This is a genomic window from Actinomyces sp. HMSC065F12 (genome assembly GCF_001814535.1).
Taxonomy (GTDB): Bacteria; Actinomycetota; Actinomycetes; order Actinomycetales; family Actinomycetaceae; genus Pauljensenia; species Pauljensenia radingae_A.
In genome coordinates this window covers 24,069-40,172 of sequence record NZ_KV816945.1, presented here as the reverse complement: position 1 = coordinate 40,172, position 16,104 = coordinate 24,069, and the positions used below count along the sequence as shown (strand labels likewise).

The following is a 16,104-nucleotide window of genomic DNA, read 5'->3' as shown; positions in this document are numbered from 1 at the left end:
TAAAGGAGTTGTTATGGTCCGTTCCTCGCGCCCGCACCGGCGCTCGCTGAAACGGATCAACCGGCCGATCACCACTACATTACTCAGACGGCGACGCTCCCCTATTCGACCGGGTGAACCGCCGAGCCTTGAGTCATCATCAGCGGCACCCCTGGTTCGGCGTGTGGACGGCCCACAGCTCACGCTCCTGCGCAAATCAGGCTGGGACCACCTGCGCGAATGGGTTGAGCAGCGAGCGCGCACGTCACCGGCGCGCCTGGCGATCGCCGTGTTCGCCACGATCGCGATAATCATCACATTGCTGTTACTCTTGCCGTTTTCTTCTGCGACGGGACGGCCCGCGTCATTTGTGGACGTGCTGTTTACCGCAGTGTCGGCAGTGTGTGTCACAGGTCTGACAACGGTCGATACTGCAACGCAGTGGTCCTCTTTCGGGCAGGCTGTCATCGCCACCGGTATTGCGATCGGTGGCCTCGGCGTCATGACCCTGGCTTCCATCCTCGGCTTCGCCGTGTCGCGTCACCTGGGGCTCACGCAGCGCATGCTCGCCGCCATGGAAACAAAGTCGTCCGGTATGGGGCAGGTCGGTTCCCTGCTGCGCGCAGTTGTGGGCACGTCGCTGATTGCCGAGGCAATCCTATTCGTCATATTTCTGCCACGTTTCCTGCAGCTGACGGACTCCGTGGCAGGTGCAATCGGACACGCATTGTTTCTGTCGATCTCCGTATTCAATAACGCCGGATTCGTCATCATTCCAGGTGGTCTTGCGCCCTTCGTGTCCGACTGGTGGATGCTGTTCCCCATCGCACTGGGCACGGCTGTAGGAGCGGTAGGTTTCCCCGTTGTCACCGATGTGGTCGCGCGGTGGCGCACGCCTCGCCGCTGGACGCTCCACACTAAATTGACCATCACGATGTACCTGCTGCTGCTGGTAGTCGGCTCAGTGCTGATGGCTCTGACGGAGTGGGGCAACCCGCAAACCCTGGGGCCGCTTGATACGAGTTCAAAGGTTCTCAATGTGTTCCTGGCGGGAGTCAATAGTCGCTCTTCAGGTCTGTCCGCCCTGAATGTGGGCGGTATGCAGCCTCAGACACACTTCGTCCAGGACATCCTCATGATGATCGGCGGCGGTTCGGCTTCAACTGCAGGCGGTATCAAGGTCTCCACATTTGCCGTCCTCATGCTGGCTGTCGTGGCAGAAGCTCGAGGCGATCACGATATTGAAGCGTACGGCCGCCGCATCCCGCACTCAGTGGTACGTCTCGCCGTTGCCGTGGCGCTCATCGGCTCAGCAATGGTGGCGACCGCAGTAATCATTTTGCTGTCCGTGACGAACTACTCCCTGGACGTCGTCCTCTTTGAGACGGTGTCCGCATTCGCCACGGTGGGTCTGTCCACTGGTATCACTCCGACCCTGCCGACTTTCGCCAAGTATGTGCTCACTATCCTCATGCTCGCCGGACGTATGGGCACGATGACGGTTGCTGCAGCTCTGGCACTGCGTGAACGACGCCGCGTGATCAGAATGCCGGCTGAGCGGCCCATCGTCGGATAGGTCTGCCTCGTTCATCCCGACGCTGTGGGACAATACCACTATGGCAGAAGAAAAACCGCTCGCGTCCGGCACGTTGGTGATCGGGCTGGGACGCTTCGGATCAGCCGTTGCCGCCACGTTGGATCGGCTCGGGCACGAAATTCTCGGTGTGGAAAAGGATCCACGACGCGTCCAGCAATTTGCGGGTCGTATCCCGCTGGTTGAAGCTGATGCGTCCAATGCGGAGGCGCTCGAACAGCTCGGCGCACGCGAGTTTGCGTCGGCAGTTGTCGGGATCGGCTCTTCGCTGGAAGCGTCCGTGCTCATCACTGCCAACCTGGTTGATATTGAGATCCCCTCGATTTGGGCGAAAGCCATCTCACGTGAACACGGACGCATCCTCAAACGCATCGGCGCACACCACGTGGTCTACCCCGAATTTGATGCCGGTCAGCGCACTGCGCACCTGGTGGGTGGCCGCATGCTTGACTACATCGAAATGGATAAGCAGGGCTTCGCCATCATGAAGCTGCGGCCGCCTCAGGAAATTCAGGGATTCACCCTGGCAGAGCTGGATCTTCGCGCACAGTACGGCGTCAACATGCTCGGTGTGATGCGCCCCGGTAAGCCCTTCGAATACGCCGACTCGTCCACACGCATCAACCCGGAGGACATCATTATCGTGTCCGGCGATGCGATGCTGCTTGAGCACTTCGCCCACAGGCCCTGAGCGGTAGGTCTCCAGATGCACATGACGACCTTTATCGTGTGACCATGGCGAAAGACAAAACCACCTTCGAATGCACTGAGTGCGGATGGACGTCCCCGAAGTGGGTCGGTCAGTGTCGTCAGTGCCATGAGTGGGGCACACTGGAAGAAGCTGGCCGTCCCTCCGCGCTGCTGCCGGCTACCGCCACGCCTTCGCGTCAAGCTCAGCCCATTGTGCAGGTGGACGCTCACGCCGCTGACTGCCGATCGACAGGCGTCAGTGAGCTTGACCGTGTCCTTGGCGGTGGAATTGTCCCCGGTGCGGTGGTGTTGCTGGCCGGTGAACCTGGGGTGGGTAAATCGACGCTTTTGCTCGATGTTGCCTCACGCGCCGCCACGCTGGCGCGGCGCAATGGTGACGGGCCGGTTCTGTACATCACGGGTGAGGAGTCCGCTTCCCAGGTGCGCAACCGCGCAGCCCGTATCGGCGCACTGGATGATGCCCTGCTGCTTGCTGACGAGGCTGACGTGGCCGTGATCGCCGGTCACGTTCAAGCGCAATCTCCTTCACTGCTGATTGTGGATTCCGTTCAGACGGCTTACTCACGCGATGAGCAGGGTGCGGCAGGCGGTGTCACGCAGGTTCGTGCGGTCACTGCGGCGCTGATCAGGCTGGCCAAGGAACGCAACATGCCTGTGCTGTTGGTCGGGCACGTCACCAAGGATGGCGGCATTGCCGGCCCACGCATTCTGGAGCACCTCGTTGATGTGGTCTGTCAGTTCGAGGGTGACCGGCACAATCGCCTGCGTCTGCTGCGCGCTGTGAAGAACCGCTACGGGCCGACCGATGAGGTCGGATGTTTTGAGCTGACCGATACGGGCATCCGCGGGCTTGCTGACCCGTCCGGCCTGTTCTTGTCATCGAACGGGCTGCATGTGCCTGGCTCGTGCACCACGATCACGCTGGAGGGGCGCCGACCGATGCCATTGGAAGTGCAGGCGCTGGTCGCTGCGAGCGCGGGCGGATCACCACGCAGGACAACCGCCGGAGTGGATCATTCCCGTGTCGCCATGATTCTGGCGGTTTTGCAGGCGCGCCTGGGGTTGGACACGTCGTCGGAAGATGTCTACGTGTCGACGGTAGGTGGCGCGAAAGCCAGCGAGCCTGCGGTCGATTTGGCGTGTGCACTGTCAATCGTGTCGGCCTACCGTGGCGAGCCGCTGAGAGATAACCTCGTCGTTTTCGGTGAGGTGGGTCTGACCGGTGAGGTACGCGCGTGCGTGGGAGTACAACGCAGATTGCAAGAGGCAGCGCGTCTGGGTTTGACGCACGCTGTTATCCCTGCGCGCGGAGCTGACGACGTTCGGCCCGTCGACGGTATCGAAATCTTTCCGGTCAGTGATCTAGCCACTGGCGTTCGTGTCGGACTGCCGTAAACTGCAGGTAGGGTGACTTGAAAGAAGGAAGGTGCGCGATGACATCCGATGAGGCGACGTTGCGTGGCGCGCTTCAGGCGATCGCTCCTGGCACCGCTTTGCGTGAGGGGCTGGATCGTATCCAGCGTTCACACACCGGTGCTCTCATTGTCATGGGGATGACTCCTGAGATTGAAGCGATGTGTTCGGGTGGTTTCGAACTCGATGTCGAGTTTTCCGCCTCGGCACTGCGCGAACTGTGCAAGATGGATGGCGCAGTGATTCTCGAGGCCGATTCATGGCGCATCAAGCGAGCCAACGTTCAGTTGCTTCCTGATCCGTCCATCCCCACCAATGAATCAGGTATGCGTCATCGCACTGCGCAACGCACCGCACGCCAGACTGGCGTGCCCGTGCTGTCACTGTCGGCATCCATGCGTCTGATCTCCATCTATGTCGGCGCACTGCACCACTCGGTCGACGAACCGGAAACACTGTTGTCGCGAACAAATCTGGCTGTGGATACTCTGGACCGCTATTCGCAGCGCCTCGACGAGGTCCTGCAGACCCTGACGATTTTGGAGATGCGCGATTCTGCAACGGTGCGTGATGTTGCCACGGTGATGCAACGCATGGAGATGATCAGGCGCATCACCTCTGAAATCAACGGGTACCTTGAAGAGCTGGGCTCCAATGGGCGTCTCCTCGCCCTGCAGGTGGATGACCTGGTGCGCGGCTCTGCCTCTGAACGTGCATTGGTTTTGCGCGACTACATCCGGCACACGTCAGAAATTGCGCGCGCCGAATCACACCTGTCCACCCTGGAGGGTGACAAGCTGGTCGATCTGACTGCCATTGCAAACGTTCTGGGACTGCACGTTGCCGACATGTCTGACCTGGATAACGCCATTCAGCCGCGCGGCATACGCGCACTGTCGATGGTTCCCCATCTGCCGTGGAGCATCATTAAGGTGATCGCTTCAGAGTTCACATCGTTGTCAGAACTGCGCGAAGCAAGTACGGAAGATCTTCAACGCATTGAAGGCATTGGCCCGTATCGCGCTGGTCTGATCGTGGAGAATCTGGAACGTCAGCAGGCTATGGCACTGTCAGGAATCGTCGGCTGGTAGCACCAGGAACATCGGCACTTACTCATAGCGCACCTCGAACGTCAAGGGTGTCTTTGTCAGGACGCGACCTGCGAATGAGAGTCGCGCCGTGTACCCGCCGGCATCCGCGATATCTGCTTTCCCATCGGAGTCAGTGTCCACGGCCTGGCAGGATGCGTCGTAGATTCGCCCATCCCAGGCTATGTGCCCCGTCCATGACTGATGAGGTCCGAACAGCAATGGGACCTGCCCTGACTGGGATTCACATGAGGTCGTGTCGTATACCGTGTACCCACCTGTGTCGACCAGCAGACCTGCCTGATCGAAAGTCGTGAAGCACTGACGGTTGCTCTTGTTGGTGAACGTGACGTCGAACGAGGTGCCCTGCCCGATCAGGACTGGCGATGCGCCAAGGGCGATGGTGGCCTGAAATGACTGCGGGTCGCACACAGGCACACCGCCGACGGTGGCACCTGACTGTGAACCCTGGCCCGACTGTGCATATGTGTCGCCCGATTGCGCGTGTGCGGTCTGACCGGACTGCACCGCTGTTTGCACCTGCCCTGCCCGCCGGCTTTCCGGTCCGATCGCTCGAGAGATGAGCGTCACAAGGCCCGCGACAAGCGCCACAACGATCAGGAGCAACACCGTGGTCGAAATGATGCGGCGCGGCCACGGATTACGACGGCGACGCACAGATGACTTCATAAATACGACGCTACCGTTCCAGGCTCGATGGGAAGCCGGTGCCACGCCGGTTCGTCACTCATGAGCGTGCCTGCGCGGCGCTTGCAGTGCTCGGTGTGTGTCTACGCGGGGCTTGCTGACCGTGAGGCCTGCGACGCATTTGAATCGTCGTCATCTGACATGTCCACAACACACCAGCGTTCAACAATCAATGCGATCACAGTCAATACCAAGGCCGCCACTGCGGCGACCAGTGATCGCGTCACACACATCTGCATTGCGGGTGCGTCGATGCGCGCCAGGCACGGCAGAAGGATGCCAACAAAAATACCCACAGAACCTGACCCCACATATGCGCAGGAGCGGGCTGTGACGGCCACGCGAGCAGCGGTCAGTGCGTCGATCCTGTCACTCTTGCGTGCGCGCCACCGACGCACCAACACACCGTAGTAGCCCAGTAGTGCGGAGATCAGCAGATACAGGATCGCCAGGAAGTAGGACACCAGAAGGGGTGAGAGCCCACGTTGGATGAGCAGGGAGTTGACCACCGCACCACATACAGCCGAAACCACAGCGATAACGATGAGGTGAGCGACTGACACAGGTTTCATTGAGCCTGTCCCTCATCGCGCCTGATGACAGGGATATGCCCCGTCACCGTCGGTCGCACTGTTCGTCCACGCACCACCGAAGTGGTCGTTGTCTCATCGTCTGGCAGTGGCCCATGTGGGAACTGGTCAGCGATATGTGGATCGAGGATTGAACGGCGCCGCACGGGCGCCTCGTCCGCATCGTCGATAATGCGCGCCGGGGAGGAAGACTGGAAATTCCAGTCCGGCAGCGCAGGAACATGCGCCTTCCCGCGTCGGCTCGTACTCCGAGAGGCTGCGCCTCGTCTACCACGAGTATCGCCCTCAGGCACAGGATCATCGGCGCCGGCATCAGGGTCAGATTCAGCGTCGGTGTAGGCGCGCTTCCCCTCGCCTGAGTTGTGCTCCGAACGCACAGGCACCCACCGTACAGAGCGGCGCCGAAGCAGGGATGAAGGGATCATGATCTCCGATGTGTCCGACATATCCTCACGCGTGGAGGCAACGGGTGGCTCCGGCAATTCGTATCCGCCCTGCTGCGACCCGGCCACTGGTTCGTCGGCGGCAAGCGGCTCATCGGCTGACTCGTTGATTGGCTGGTCGGCCGGCAGGTCGGCTGGCTCGTCGACTGGCGCTTCAGCGGGCACGTCGTCCTGCTCGCGCCTTGCTGCGTCACTGGGCGCAGGCGGCGTTGGTAAAGCGTCGGCTGACACGTCGGTGGGCACGTCGCTTGACGCTTGGGCAGGCGCTTCGGCCTGTTCATGGCGTTCAGAATTGTCGAGGGGCGAGCTTTGCCACTGTTTCCACAGATTGCGCCACAGGACATCCGTACCGGATTCGCTGGGACGCAGCCCGATCTTGGATTCCGGTGGCAACAGATCAAGTTTCGACAGCGGTTCATCCACCTGTGAGGCAAGGACACGATCCGATTCGTCCATGACGCTGGCTGGATCGTCCAACCAGTCTGTCACCGCATCGCGTATTCCGTTGCGATCCGGTGCAGCTAATGCGAGTTGAGCAACGGATGTGGCATTGCCGTGCGCATCCACCAGTTCCGCGAGCGGATCGGCCATATTCCAGGGAACAAGGACAAACGCGCGCTGATGTACGTATGGATGAGGCAGGGTCAGCGTGGGTGTATGGCACGTCGTGCCTTCCACGGTGACGATGTCGATGTCCACTGTGCGCGGCCCCCAGTGTTCGTGGCGCACTCTGCCCAACTCGGCTTCGAAGCCCTGGCACCGTAAGAGCAGCTCTTCAGCGTCGAGCGTCGTGCGTCCAAGCACAACGGCATTCCAGTAATCGCGCTGCGGGGCTGTCCCCTCGTCAATGACTGCCTGAGTACGCAGCAGCGGCGACACGTTATCAACTTCAAAACCGTCCAAGTCAATGAGCTTGCCGACGGCGGCGGCCAGCGTGACGGGCGCATTGCCTTCGTTGCCGCCCAAAGCAAGGACAACGTGACGAGTTTGCGCGGCATCATCCAGTCCGTGAGGCTGGTAGGTGGAGGTGCGACGCGGTGGCAGCACTATCGCGTAGTCCACTCTCCTGTTAGAGCTGCCGGCTGTCTTAGCCTCGCCCGGATGCTCACGTACAGCGGAGGTGTTGTCAGCTACCGGACGCTGCACCAACGATGCGGGCACCGGTGGCAGGGGCGGCAATGTCGGACTGGATTTTTCGAGGGGGCCGCGAGCATCCTCAACTTCATCGGCTCGCTGCAACGTTTCGACATGCAGCGGTGCCTCATCGCACGTGCCGCGGCGAATCGTGACAAGGACATCCGAGAATTGCTGGGCCAGCGGTGCCATCGGCTTATGGACGGTCACTTCCACGCCTTCGACGCGCGGATGCGCCAGAGCGGCATCGGCTACGCGCTGCGCCAGTGTTTCGAGCAGGGACACGGAAGGCCCGGACAAAACGGCGACTGCTTCTTCAGCTATGTCCGCGTAGGACACTGTCTGGTCGATGTCGTCGGAGTGGGCTGCTTCAGTGGTGTCTACCCACAGGGAGATGTCAACGTGGAAAGGCTGTTCTGATTCGCGTTCGGAGTCGAATACTCCGTGCCGTCCGGCTGCGCTCAAGCCTCGTAAGGTGATGATGTCCAGCTTCCGTGCCATCTCTCCTCCTAGCGGCAAGTGCTTCGAACCATCGTGGCATGATCGTCCACGTGATGCACGCGCACCGCCCACATATTCGCCTCAATCGCCTGACGCGTCACCTCAAGGGTAGCTGCGTCCGGCCCGTCTGGATGTGAGTGGGCGAGGAAACGCTTGCGCGACGCTCCGATGAGCACAGGATAGCCGGATTCGTTCAAGCGCTCCATATGGTCGACGATGAGCCATGATTGCTCGTTCGTCAATGAGAATCCTAAACCTGGATCGAAGATGATTCGCTCGGGTGCCACCCCTGCAGCCACAGCCTTGTCGATCTGTGCGCACGTTTCAGCGATAACGTCCTCGACCACATTGGTGTAGTCGAATGATTCACCAGTGGTACCCGGCAGGCCTCTCCAGTGCTGGACGATATACGCGCAGCCGGTGCTGGCCACAACGTCATTCATATCCGGGTCGAAACAGCCTCCCGACACGTCGTTGATAATGGCTGCCCCCGCCTCGCCGGCACGCCTGGCAGTTGCGGCGTGGAGTGTATCCACGGAGACAACGACCCCCTCGGCGGCCAAAGCAGTAATGACCGAGCCGATGCGGTCCCATTCTTCGTCAGCTGAGATGCGCTGAGAGTGCGGCCGTGTTGATTCTCCCCCCACGTCGATGAGGTCTGCACCGGCGTTGAGCATGGCGTGTGCATGATCGAGAGCACGGTCGGTGTCGTTCCACTGGCCGCCATCTGAAAAAGAGTCGGGCGTGACGTTGAGGATCCCCATGACGAGGGTGCGGTCGCTCGGAAGTGTCATCCCATCTGAAAGTATAGGAGTGCGCCCGGTTTCAGTCATGGCCGCCCCCTCATGACCAGCGCCATCATTTCTGAGCGGGTGGCGGCATTGTTCATGACGCCGCGCATCGCTGATGTCACGGTGGAGCAGCCCGGCTTGGAAACTCCGCGCATTGTCATACACATGTGTTCGGCCTCGAGGATGACGGTAACGCCCTGCGGGTGCAGGATCTCCACCATTGCGTCGGCAATTTGACTTGTCAGGCGTTCCTGCACCTGGGGCCGGCGTGCGTACCCCTCAACAAGGCGTGCCAGCTTCGACAATCCGGTGACTGTGCCGTCAGAGGGGATGTAGCCAACGTGGGCCTTGCCGTGGAAGGGCAGCAGGTGGTGCTCGCACAGTGAGAAGAACTCAATGTCACGGACGAGCACCATTTCATTCGTCCCGGTTGTGAAGGTCGTGCGCAAGTGCTCACGCGGATCTTCAGCCAGGCCGCCGACCAGTTCCCTAAAGGAGCGGCCCATGCGTGCAGGTGTGTCTTTCAACCCGTCACGCTCTGGGTCCTCCCCAATTGCCACCAGAAGGTCACGAATTGCCTGTTCGACACCAGCTTGGTCATACATCAGTGCTGCGTCCCCGCCTCTGGGCCGGCTGCTGGGCCCGTCGAGGGTGGTGCCACGGGTTCACCCGCAGTGGTCGACCCCGGCGTCGGGGTTGACGAGGCAGGCTCGCCGTGAGTATCAGGGGCGAGGGTGGGAGCCTGCTGGGTGGGCGGCTCCTCGGTGTTCACGCCGATCGGATCACCAAAACGGGCACCTTCGATCGCAGCGTCCGCCTGGTAGTTCCAGACTTCTCGCTCCGGCTGCTTGATAACAGGTTCGAAGATCTGAGCCAGCTCCTTTTCGTTGAGAGTTTCCTCGTCGAGCAGGCGCTGCGCCAGGTCGTCAAGGACGTGACGGTTCTTCGTCAGGATCTGCCACGCTTCACGCGTCGCGTCATCCAGGAGCCGGCGCACTTCCTCGTCAATGATGCCCGCCAGTGTTTCGGACACGTCGCGTCCTTCACCTCGTCCCATCTCGCGACCCACGAACGGGTCCGTGTTAGACTGGCCGAGTTTGACCAGGCCGACACGATCCGACATGCCGTAATCCGTCACCATCGCACGCGCGGACTGCGTTGCCTTCTCAATGTCATTGGCGGCACCTGTCGAGGGGTCACGGAATACCAGCTCTTCAGCAACGCGGCCACCCATCGAGTACACGAGGTCGTCAAGCAGCTGGTTGCGTGTCTTGTTGAAACGGTCCTCAGTCGGCATCACCATCGTGTAGCCCAGTGCGCGTCCACGCGGCAGGATCGTCACCTTTGTCACCGGATCCGTATAGCGCAGTGCCGCCGCGCACAGCGCGTGGCCACCCTCATGGTAGGCAGTGACTGCCTTATCGTGATCATTCATCACTCGGGTGCGCTTTTGCGGGCCGGCGATGACGCGGTCAATGGCCTCGTCGATCGCGCGATTGTCAATGAGGTCCGCATTCGAGCGGGCCGTCAGCAATGCGGCCTCGTTGAGCACGTTCGCCAGGTCAGCGCCGGTGAAACCGGGGGTGCGTTTGGCGATCTGCTGAAGATCCACATCGTCCGTCATCGGCTTGCCGTGAGAGTGAACCTCCAGAATTGCAGCGCGGCCCTTCAGATCCGGTGCCTCCACTGCGATCTGGCGATCAAAACGCCCCGGACGCAGCAAAGCAGGGTCGAGGACGTCAGGTCGGTTCGTCGCGGCAATCAAGATGACGTTGGTGCGTTCATCGAAGCCGTCGAGCTCAACCAGCAGCTGGTTCAGTGTCTGCTCACGTTCATCGTTTCCACCGCCAATGCCGGAGCCGCGATGACGCCCAACTGCATCAATCTCGTCGACGAAAACGATGGCAGGAGCCGATTCTTTGGCTTTATCAAACAGGTCGCGCACACGCTTGGCACCCATGCCGACATACAGTTCCATGAACTCCGAGCCTGCAATGGAGAAGAACGGCACGTTGGCCTCGCCGGCAACTGCCTTGGCAAGCAGTGTCTTACCTGTTCCGGGAGGCCCGTACAGCATGACGCCACGCGGAATTTTCGCACCGACCTTATGAAACTTTTCTGGTGCGACCAGGAACTCACGGATCTCTTCAAGTTCCTCAACGGCTTCATCTTCACCGGCCACATCATCAAATGTGATATCAGGGCGTTCCTGGTTGATTTCGCGCACGCGGGACTGGCCGAAACTGCCCATCATGCGTGTGCCCATCATGCGTGATGCGAAGAACCAGATCAGAGCGAAAATCAGCAGGACCGGCAAGAAGAGCTGCAGCATCGTCATCCAGGCGCTGGGCTGCGGGTAGTACGCGTTCCACCCCTTCGTCGGCTCCAGATCCTTCACCGTTGACAAGATGTCATCAGCCTGGGCACGCACGTAGGTAAAGGAGATTTGGGTCCCGAGGTTGCGCTCGCGGTCCATCTCGTCCACTGCCTTGTGCGTGTACGGCTCGGACAACGTGAGGTTGATCTGCTGGGTCGAGTCATTGACCACGACGCGTTCAACAGTGTTGCCTTCAAGGATCTTCAGCCCTTCAGAGGTGTCAACAGTTGACGGTCCGAAAAGTCTTCCGAGCATGGAGGCAAGAATGATGACCGCGAGCACGGGAATGATCACGTACAGCCAGTTGATTTTCTTCTTTTTCTTTTCAGCCACTGCAGTTGCCTTTACCGAATATTCTTGTCAGTTCCGTGATGGTCGCGCGCGGCCTCAGTGCCGTTCGGTCCCGCCGTACACGTGAGGTGCGAGGGTGCCGACGAAGGGCAGGTGGCGGTAGCTTTCAGCAAAGTCGAGTCCGTATCCCACGACGAACTCATTGGGAATATCGAATCCCACATATGTCACATCGACATCGACTTTCATCGCGTCCGGCTTGCGCAAAAGGGTTGCGATTTTCACCGAGGCCGCGCCTCGCGTCTCCAGGTTGTCCTTGAGCCACGACAGTGTCAGTCCAGAGTCGATGATGTCTTCAACGATGAGGACGTGACGGCCGTGAACATCAGTGTCGAGGTCTTTGAGGATCCGCACCACACCCGATGATCGAGTACCGGAACCGTATGACGACACTGCCATCCAGTCCATTTCGAGGGGGCAGTGAATCTTGCGTGACAGGTCCGCCATCACCATGATGGCGCCGCGCAGCACACCAACCATCAAGATCTCTTCGCCCTCATAGTCGGCGTCAATCTGCGCCGCCATTTCCTCGAGCCTGTCGCTGATCTGCTGCTCGGTTAAGAGAACCTTCTCGAGGTCTTCACCCATGTCTTGAGCGTCCACGCGCCTGGTCTTCCTCTCGGTTACACGACTAATAGTCCAAGAGTGCCACATTTCGCGCTCAAGGTGACACTCAACGTGGGCAGTCTCGCTATCGGCTGACTTGCTGCACCGCCCCAGCGGTGATGGCGATTCGCCTTCACTCGACACGTTCCACGATCAGGCGTCGCATCGATCGACGAGGTCCGAACCGCTCCACCCTCGCGTGCCCACCCGGCACGTCGATACGGGTCCCGTGAGCGCCGCTAAGCGCCATCCCGTCAAGCTGCCTGACGTGGACAGAAGAGACGGAACCTGGTGAGTTCGACACCTGAGCCAGGAGTCGGTGCAAAACGCGCCTGCGGATAGGAGCTGCCAGGTCTGCCAACTTGGTACAGTCAACGATCCAGTGTCGCCCGCGGCCACGCGAAGCTTTGCCGCGAGCACTGTCATTGTCCTCTGACTGCTCACAGGCATCTACCTGCCCGCGTTCTGCACCCCGGACGCCCTCAGCTTCCGACGACCGTCCGTCTCGAGCTCCCTCGCTTTCGCGCACACACGCATCGAACAGGTCGCCGGCCTGTGCGCTGAGATAGGCGTCATCTTCTCCGAGCATGTCGGCGCTTCGCGCAAGCGCCGGAATCGGATCAACTCCCAGCGCACGTTCCAGTGCAGGCAGTGCCCACTGGCGCACTGCAGCACGACGCAGCGCACTGCCATCAGATGCACGCCACGGCCCATCGACCGCATTGGTCGGATCATCGACCCACGCGAGCTTCAGATCCCGACACACCTGGTGAGTATCAACGCGACGCTGATCAAGCAGGGGCCGCAGCCACGTGATCGCTACCCCACCACATTCCATCAGGTCACGCCTGCGCATAGCAGATAAAGAATGCGCACCCGATCCGCGGGCCAGGCGCAGCATTACTGTCTCGGCCTGGTCATCCATTGTGTGACCGAGAAGAATCGTCGCTGCTGTCGTGCCGCTTTCTCGTGCCCATTGCGTCGCATAGCGGACAAGGGCGTCCCGCCGCGCCGAACGTGCACGAGCCTCTGGTCCGCCTTCGCGATACGCCTCCATGTCAGCATCCACAATTGCCGGATGTGCGCCCACAGACTGCACCACGTCATACACATGGCGGGCCTCGTTGGAGGATTCAGGCCGAATGTGGTGATCAACGTAAACACCGGCTACCGGGATATTCCACCGTCTGCACAGGTCGGTGGCGACTACCAACAAGGCCAGGGAGTCTGGTCCGCCGGATACTCCAACCACAACGGCGGTCGGGACGCCCTCGTTTATGATCTGCTGCAGGCAGCGGCGTGTTGCCAGCGACAATCGCCGGACGGCACCTGTCGGGGTCGAGCCAACCAGTTGTGAGGCGCGGGACTCACACGACACGGTCGCGCCACGATTCGTAGGAGACAAGCTCTTCGCGCGTGGGCATATGGGTACGGTCAGACAACAGTGTGGCGACCTGACCATCGAGGACGACGTGGCGGGCAAAGGAGAACGCTCCCTGGCGTTCTGCCTCAATGGAACGCACGGATGCGCCCAGGCGCCGCAGCTCCATCAACCCAGTCATGCCGGCAGACTCAGGCGCATTGTTGCGGATCCAGCGTGCCGAGGAGATCTGGCGCGGAGAAATCTGTTCCATCTGCGCGCGCACGATCCCGTCCATCATCATGACCAATCGGGCCAGCTGCGCTGTGGACGAGGGGAACTTCGCGGCAGTGATTGACAGCTCGTCACGCAGCCAGGGTGCGGCTGAGAAGAGGATGCCCCACAGTCCGGCACGGATCGCTACCCATGAGCTGAAATCCTTGTGGTCGAGTGTGCCGCGCTGGGCGGCTTCAAGAACGGAGGGTGCGATGAAGATGCGTCGCTGTCCGAATGGGTCCCAAATTCCTTTCACGTGCGGCGCAACGGTGCGGAGCACTCCGATTTCGCTCAGGGTAGTCAGAGGCGATGCAAGGAAGGATCGCGATGAGGGGGCCTGGTCAGTCAGGTCCAGTCCGGCGGTAATGAACTGGTCAGTGATCTGGGAAATGATTTGGACGGCGGCGCGGCGATCCACGATCAGCACGGGCGCTGAGGCCACGTGCTCGGCAGCTTCGGGAAGGCTGGATAAGCCAGCAAGCAGGGGGTTGGTGCGTGAAATTGCTCTGCGTAGTCTGCCTACTGTTGCCGCTGCAGCTGAATGGCTGACGGTCGGGCCGGCCAGGGTCGCGCTGGACATGAGGCGCCCCAAGCGGTGCCATTGTGCTGTCCGATTCATGGTGTCATCCTACCGACCTGGCGGCGCGCTGGCTAAAAGGTGCGGCATGTGTGCCGGCTGCATGCAATTTTCCGACGAGGCGAGGCGTCAGAATCACTGAGCTCGAAGAGCGGCCAGGCCGGCTACGAAGTCGTCCAGAATCGGTCGAGTGGAGTACGCACCATCGTTTGGAACATTGTCGTGCCCGATGGCGAACAGAAGCTGACGACCATCAGCAGTGCTGACCGCTCCTGCCAGCGTGGACACAGTAGACAGGGATCCCGTTTTGGCCTGCAGGTTCCCGCCTGCCGGGGTGTCGGGGAAGCGTGCCCGAACAGTTCCTTCCAGTCCTCCCCACGGTAGGAATCGAATGACGTCACGCACCTGAGAGTTTTCGGAGGTCATACTCGCGTGGAGCGTGTCGACCAAAATGTGCCCCGTCAAGCGGTCGTTGCTCGACAGGCCGGAGCAGTCCTCAAGGGACAGGCCGGTTGTGTCAATTCCCATCGTGGCGATCGTATCGGACACCATCTGCGTTGACCCTGTATAGCTCGCGTCATATCCAGCCCGGCGCGCTGCGATTCTACACAGTTGGTCGGCCAGCGTGTTGTCAGAGTCGTGCAGCATCGTGCGAATCTGCTGCCCGAGCGTCGCCGAATACACGACTGCCAGTTCATCGGACTTGCTTGCCTGAGCGGGTGCATCTGCTGTAGTGGTTCCCGACGACGCGGTGTCGGATGAGCTGACGGTTGGTGGCGGTGTGGAATCACCGTCAGATCCAAGTTCGACGGTAATTCCTTCGTCGCGTAGGTGCTCGGCGAACGTGGTGGCAACGTCCCGTCCAGGATCGAAGGTGGGATCAAATCGCGCATAGCCGTAGGCGCCGCGGTCGATCGCGAATGCGCCGACCTGACCTTCGTAGGAAGCCACTTCCTGCGTCGTCCACGCACTCAGGCGTGCCGGGCCGTCGAAAATGTCGTTGTTCCAGTTCAAGGTCACCGAGGTGACGCCGCGTTCCTTCAGGCCGTCTGCTGTCTGGCGAGCCAGGTCAGCCAGCCCTGCGTGGCCATCGATGACGGTCGGGTCGCCCTCGTCAGAAGACAGCAGCAGGTCGCCCTCGCCCCACAAGTGCAGTGTTGTGTCGGTCAGGAAGGTTTCGGTGCGCAGGCGGGTGTTCGCATCGATGTGCGTCAGGATTGTCGTTGCGGTGAGGATTTTTGCTGTCGAAGCTGGCACGTGCACGCCCGTGCCGTCAGCGTCGAGCAGCACCTCCCCTGTCAGCGCATCCATCACCACTGCCCACGCTTTCCATTTGCCCTCCTGCGCGGCCTGAGCAACTGGTGACCACAAGGTCTGGATCTGCGCGGCGGTGGGAGCGGGAGCTGAGGCAGAATCGGTGATGTTCAGAGTCGATGACTGGCCATCAGACTGGCCGGTGGCATCGGGAATGTTCAGCCCCGACTGGGATGCCAGATCTGGTGGCGCGACGGCCTGAACTGGCGCGGAGATCGTCAGGAGGCCCGGCACGACATCGTAGACATCGCCCACTGCGTACGCCCCACACGCTAAAGTGCATAGTGAAGC

At 60.8% G+C, this 16,104-nt stretch carries 14 protein-coding genes; 4 read left to right on the top strand and 10 right to left on the bottom strand.

Annotated elements, in window-relative coordinates; all coding sequences use genetic code 11:
* Window positions 1-13: 13 nt before the first annotated feature.
* Genes HMPREF2975_RS01540 through disA form a run of 4 tightly spaced genes read left to right on the top strand, consistent with a single transcriptional unit; the run spans window position 14 to window position 4,788 of the window.
* Window positions 14-1,555, top strand: a complete 1,542-nt coding sequence (locus HMPREF2975_RS01540; protein WP_083314336.1) for a TrkH family potassium uptake protein — start codon at window positions 14-16, stop codon at window positions 1,553-1,555.
* Window positions 1,556-1,595: 40 nt separating this feature from the next.
* A complete protein-coding gene (locus HMPREF2975_RS01535; protein WP_058237217.1) occupies window positions 1,596-2,264 on the top strand; it encodes a potassium channel family protein in 669 nt (222 codons plus the stop codon).
* 44 nt (window positions 2,265-2,308) lie between these two features.
* Window positions 2,309-3,679, top strand: a complete 1,371-nt coding sequence (gene radA, locus HMPREF2975_RS01530; protein ID WP_070725338.1) for a DNA repair protein RadA — start codon at window positions 2,309-2,311, stop codon at window positions 3,677-3,679.
* Window positions 3,680-3,717: 38 nt separating this feature from the next.
* Window positions 3,718-4,788, top strand: a complete 1,071-nt coding sequence (disA, locus tag HMPREF2975_RS01525; protein WP_070725337.1) for a DNA integrity scanning diadenylate cyclase DisA — start codon at window positions 3,718-3,720, stop codon at window positions 4,786-4,788.
* Window positions 4,789-4,806: 18 nt separating this feature from the next.
* On the opposite strand, the gene HMPREF2975_RS01520 is transcribed toward disA, so the two are convergent.
* The 10 genes from HMPREF2975_RS01520 to dacB all read right to left on the bottom strand — a co-directional run bounded on the left by HMPREF2975_RS01520 (window position 4,807) and on the right by dacB (window position 16,068).
* The gene (locus tag HMPREF2975_RS01520) at window positions 4,807-5,520 is read right to left on the bottom strand and encodes a hypothetical protein (RefSeq protein WP_141757246.1); all 714 of its coding nucleotides are present in this window, start codon (window positions 5,518-5,520) and stop codon (window positions 4,807-4,809) included.
* A gap of 56 nt (window positions 5,521-5,576) precedes the next feature.
* Window positions 5,577-6,065, bottom strand: a complete 489-nt coding sequence (locus HMPREF2975_RS01515) for a DUF3180 domain-containing protein (RefSeq protein ID WP_070725333.1) — start codon at window positions 6,063-6,065, stop codon at window positions 5,577-5,579.
* Window positions 6,062-8,161, bottom strand: coding sequence for a dihydroneopterin aldolase (folB, locus tag HMPREF2975_RS01510; RefSeq protein ID WP_070725331.1), 2,100 nt, complete (start codon window positions 8,159-8,161; stop codon window positions 6,062-6,064). The genes HMPREF2975_RS01515 and folB overlap by 4 nt, the downstream gene beginning before the upstream one ends.
* Before the next feature lie 8 nt (window positions 8,162-8,169).
* A complete protein-coding gene (gene folP / locus HMPREF2975_RS01505) occupies window positions 8,170-8,994 on the bottom strand; it encodes a dihydropteroate synthase (protein ID WP_227469103.1) in 825 nt (274 codons plus the stop codon).
* Window positions 8,991-9,560, bottom strand: coding sequence for a GTP cyclohydrolase I FolE (gene folE / locus HMPREF2975_RS01500; RefSeq protein ID WP_058237224.1), 570 nt, complete (start codon window positions 9,558-9,560; stop codon window positions 8,991-8,993). The genes folP and folE overlap by 4 nt, the downstream gene beginning before the upstream one ends.
* Window positions 9,557-11,662: an ATP-dependent zinc metalloprotease FtsH gene (ftsH, locus tag HMPREF2975_RS01495; RefSeq protein ID WP_070725328.1), complete on the bottom strand. Its 2,106-nt coding sequence runs from the start codon at window positions 11,660-11,662 to the stop codon at window positions 9,557-9,559. Before ftsH ends, folE begins: the two co-directional genes overlap by 4 nt.
* A gap of 54 nt (window positions 11,663-11,716) precedes the next feature.
* Window positions 11,717-12,283, bottom strand: coding sequence for a hypoxanthine phosphoribosyltransferase (gene hpt, locus HMPREF2975_RS01490; RefSeq protein WP_070725326.1), 567 nt, complete (start codon window positions 12,281-12,283; stop codon window positions 11,717-11,719).
* Between the two features lie 136 nt (window positions 12,284-12,419).
* On the bottom strand, window positions 12,420-13,664 hold the full coding sequence (gene tilS / locus HMPREF2975_RS01485; RefSeq protein ID WP_070725324.1) for a tRNA lysidine(34) synthetase TilS: 1,245 nt from the start codon (window positions 13,662-13,664) through the stop codon (window positions 12,420-12,422).
* Window positions 13,654-14,541 (bottom strand): zinc-dependent metalloprotease, encoded by an 888-nt coding sequence (locus HMPREF2975_RS01480; protein ID WP_083314334.1) that lies wholly within the window; start codon window positions 14,539-14,541, stop codon window positions 13,654-13,656. Before HMPREF2975_RS01480 ends, tilS begins: the two co-directional genes overlap by 11 nt.
* Window positions 14,542-14,634: 93 nt before the next feature.
* Window positions 14,635-16,068 carry a D-alanyl-D-alanine carboxypeptidase/D-alanyl-D-alanine endopeptidase gene (dacB, locus tag HMPREF2975_RS01475; protein WP_227469101.1) on the bottom strand — a complete coding sequence of 478 codons (1,434 nt, stop codon included), beginning with the start codon at window positions 16,066-16,068 and terminating at the stop codon, window positions 14,635-14,637.
* Window positions 16,069-16,104 lie beyond the last annotated feature (36 nt).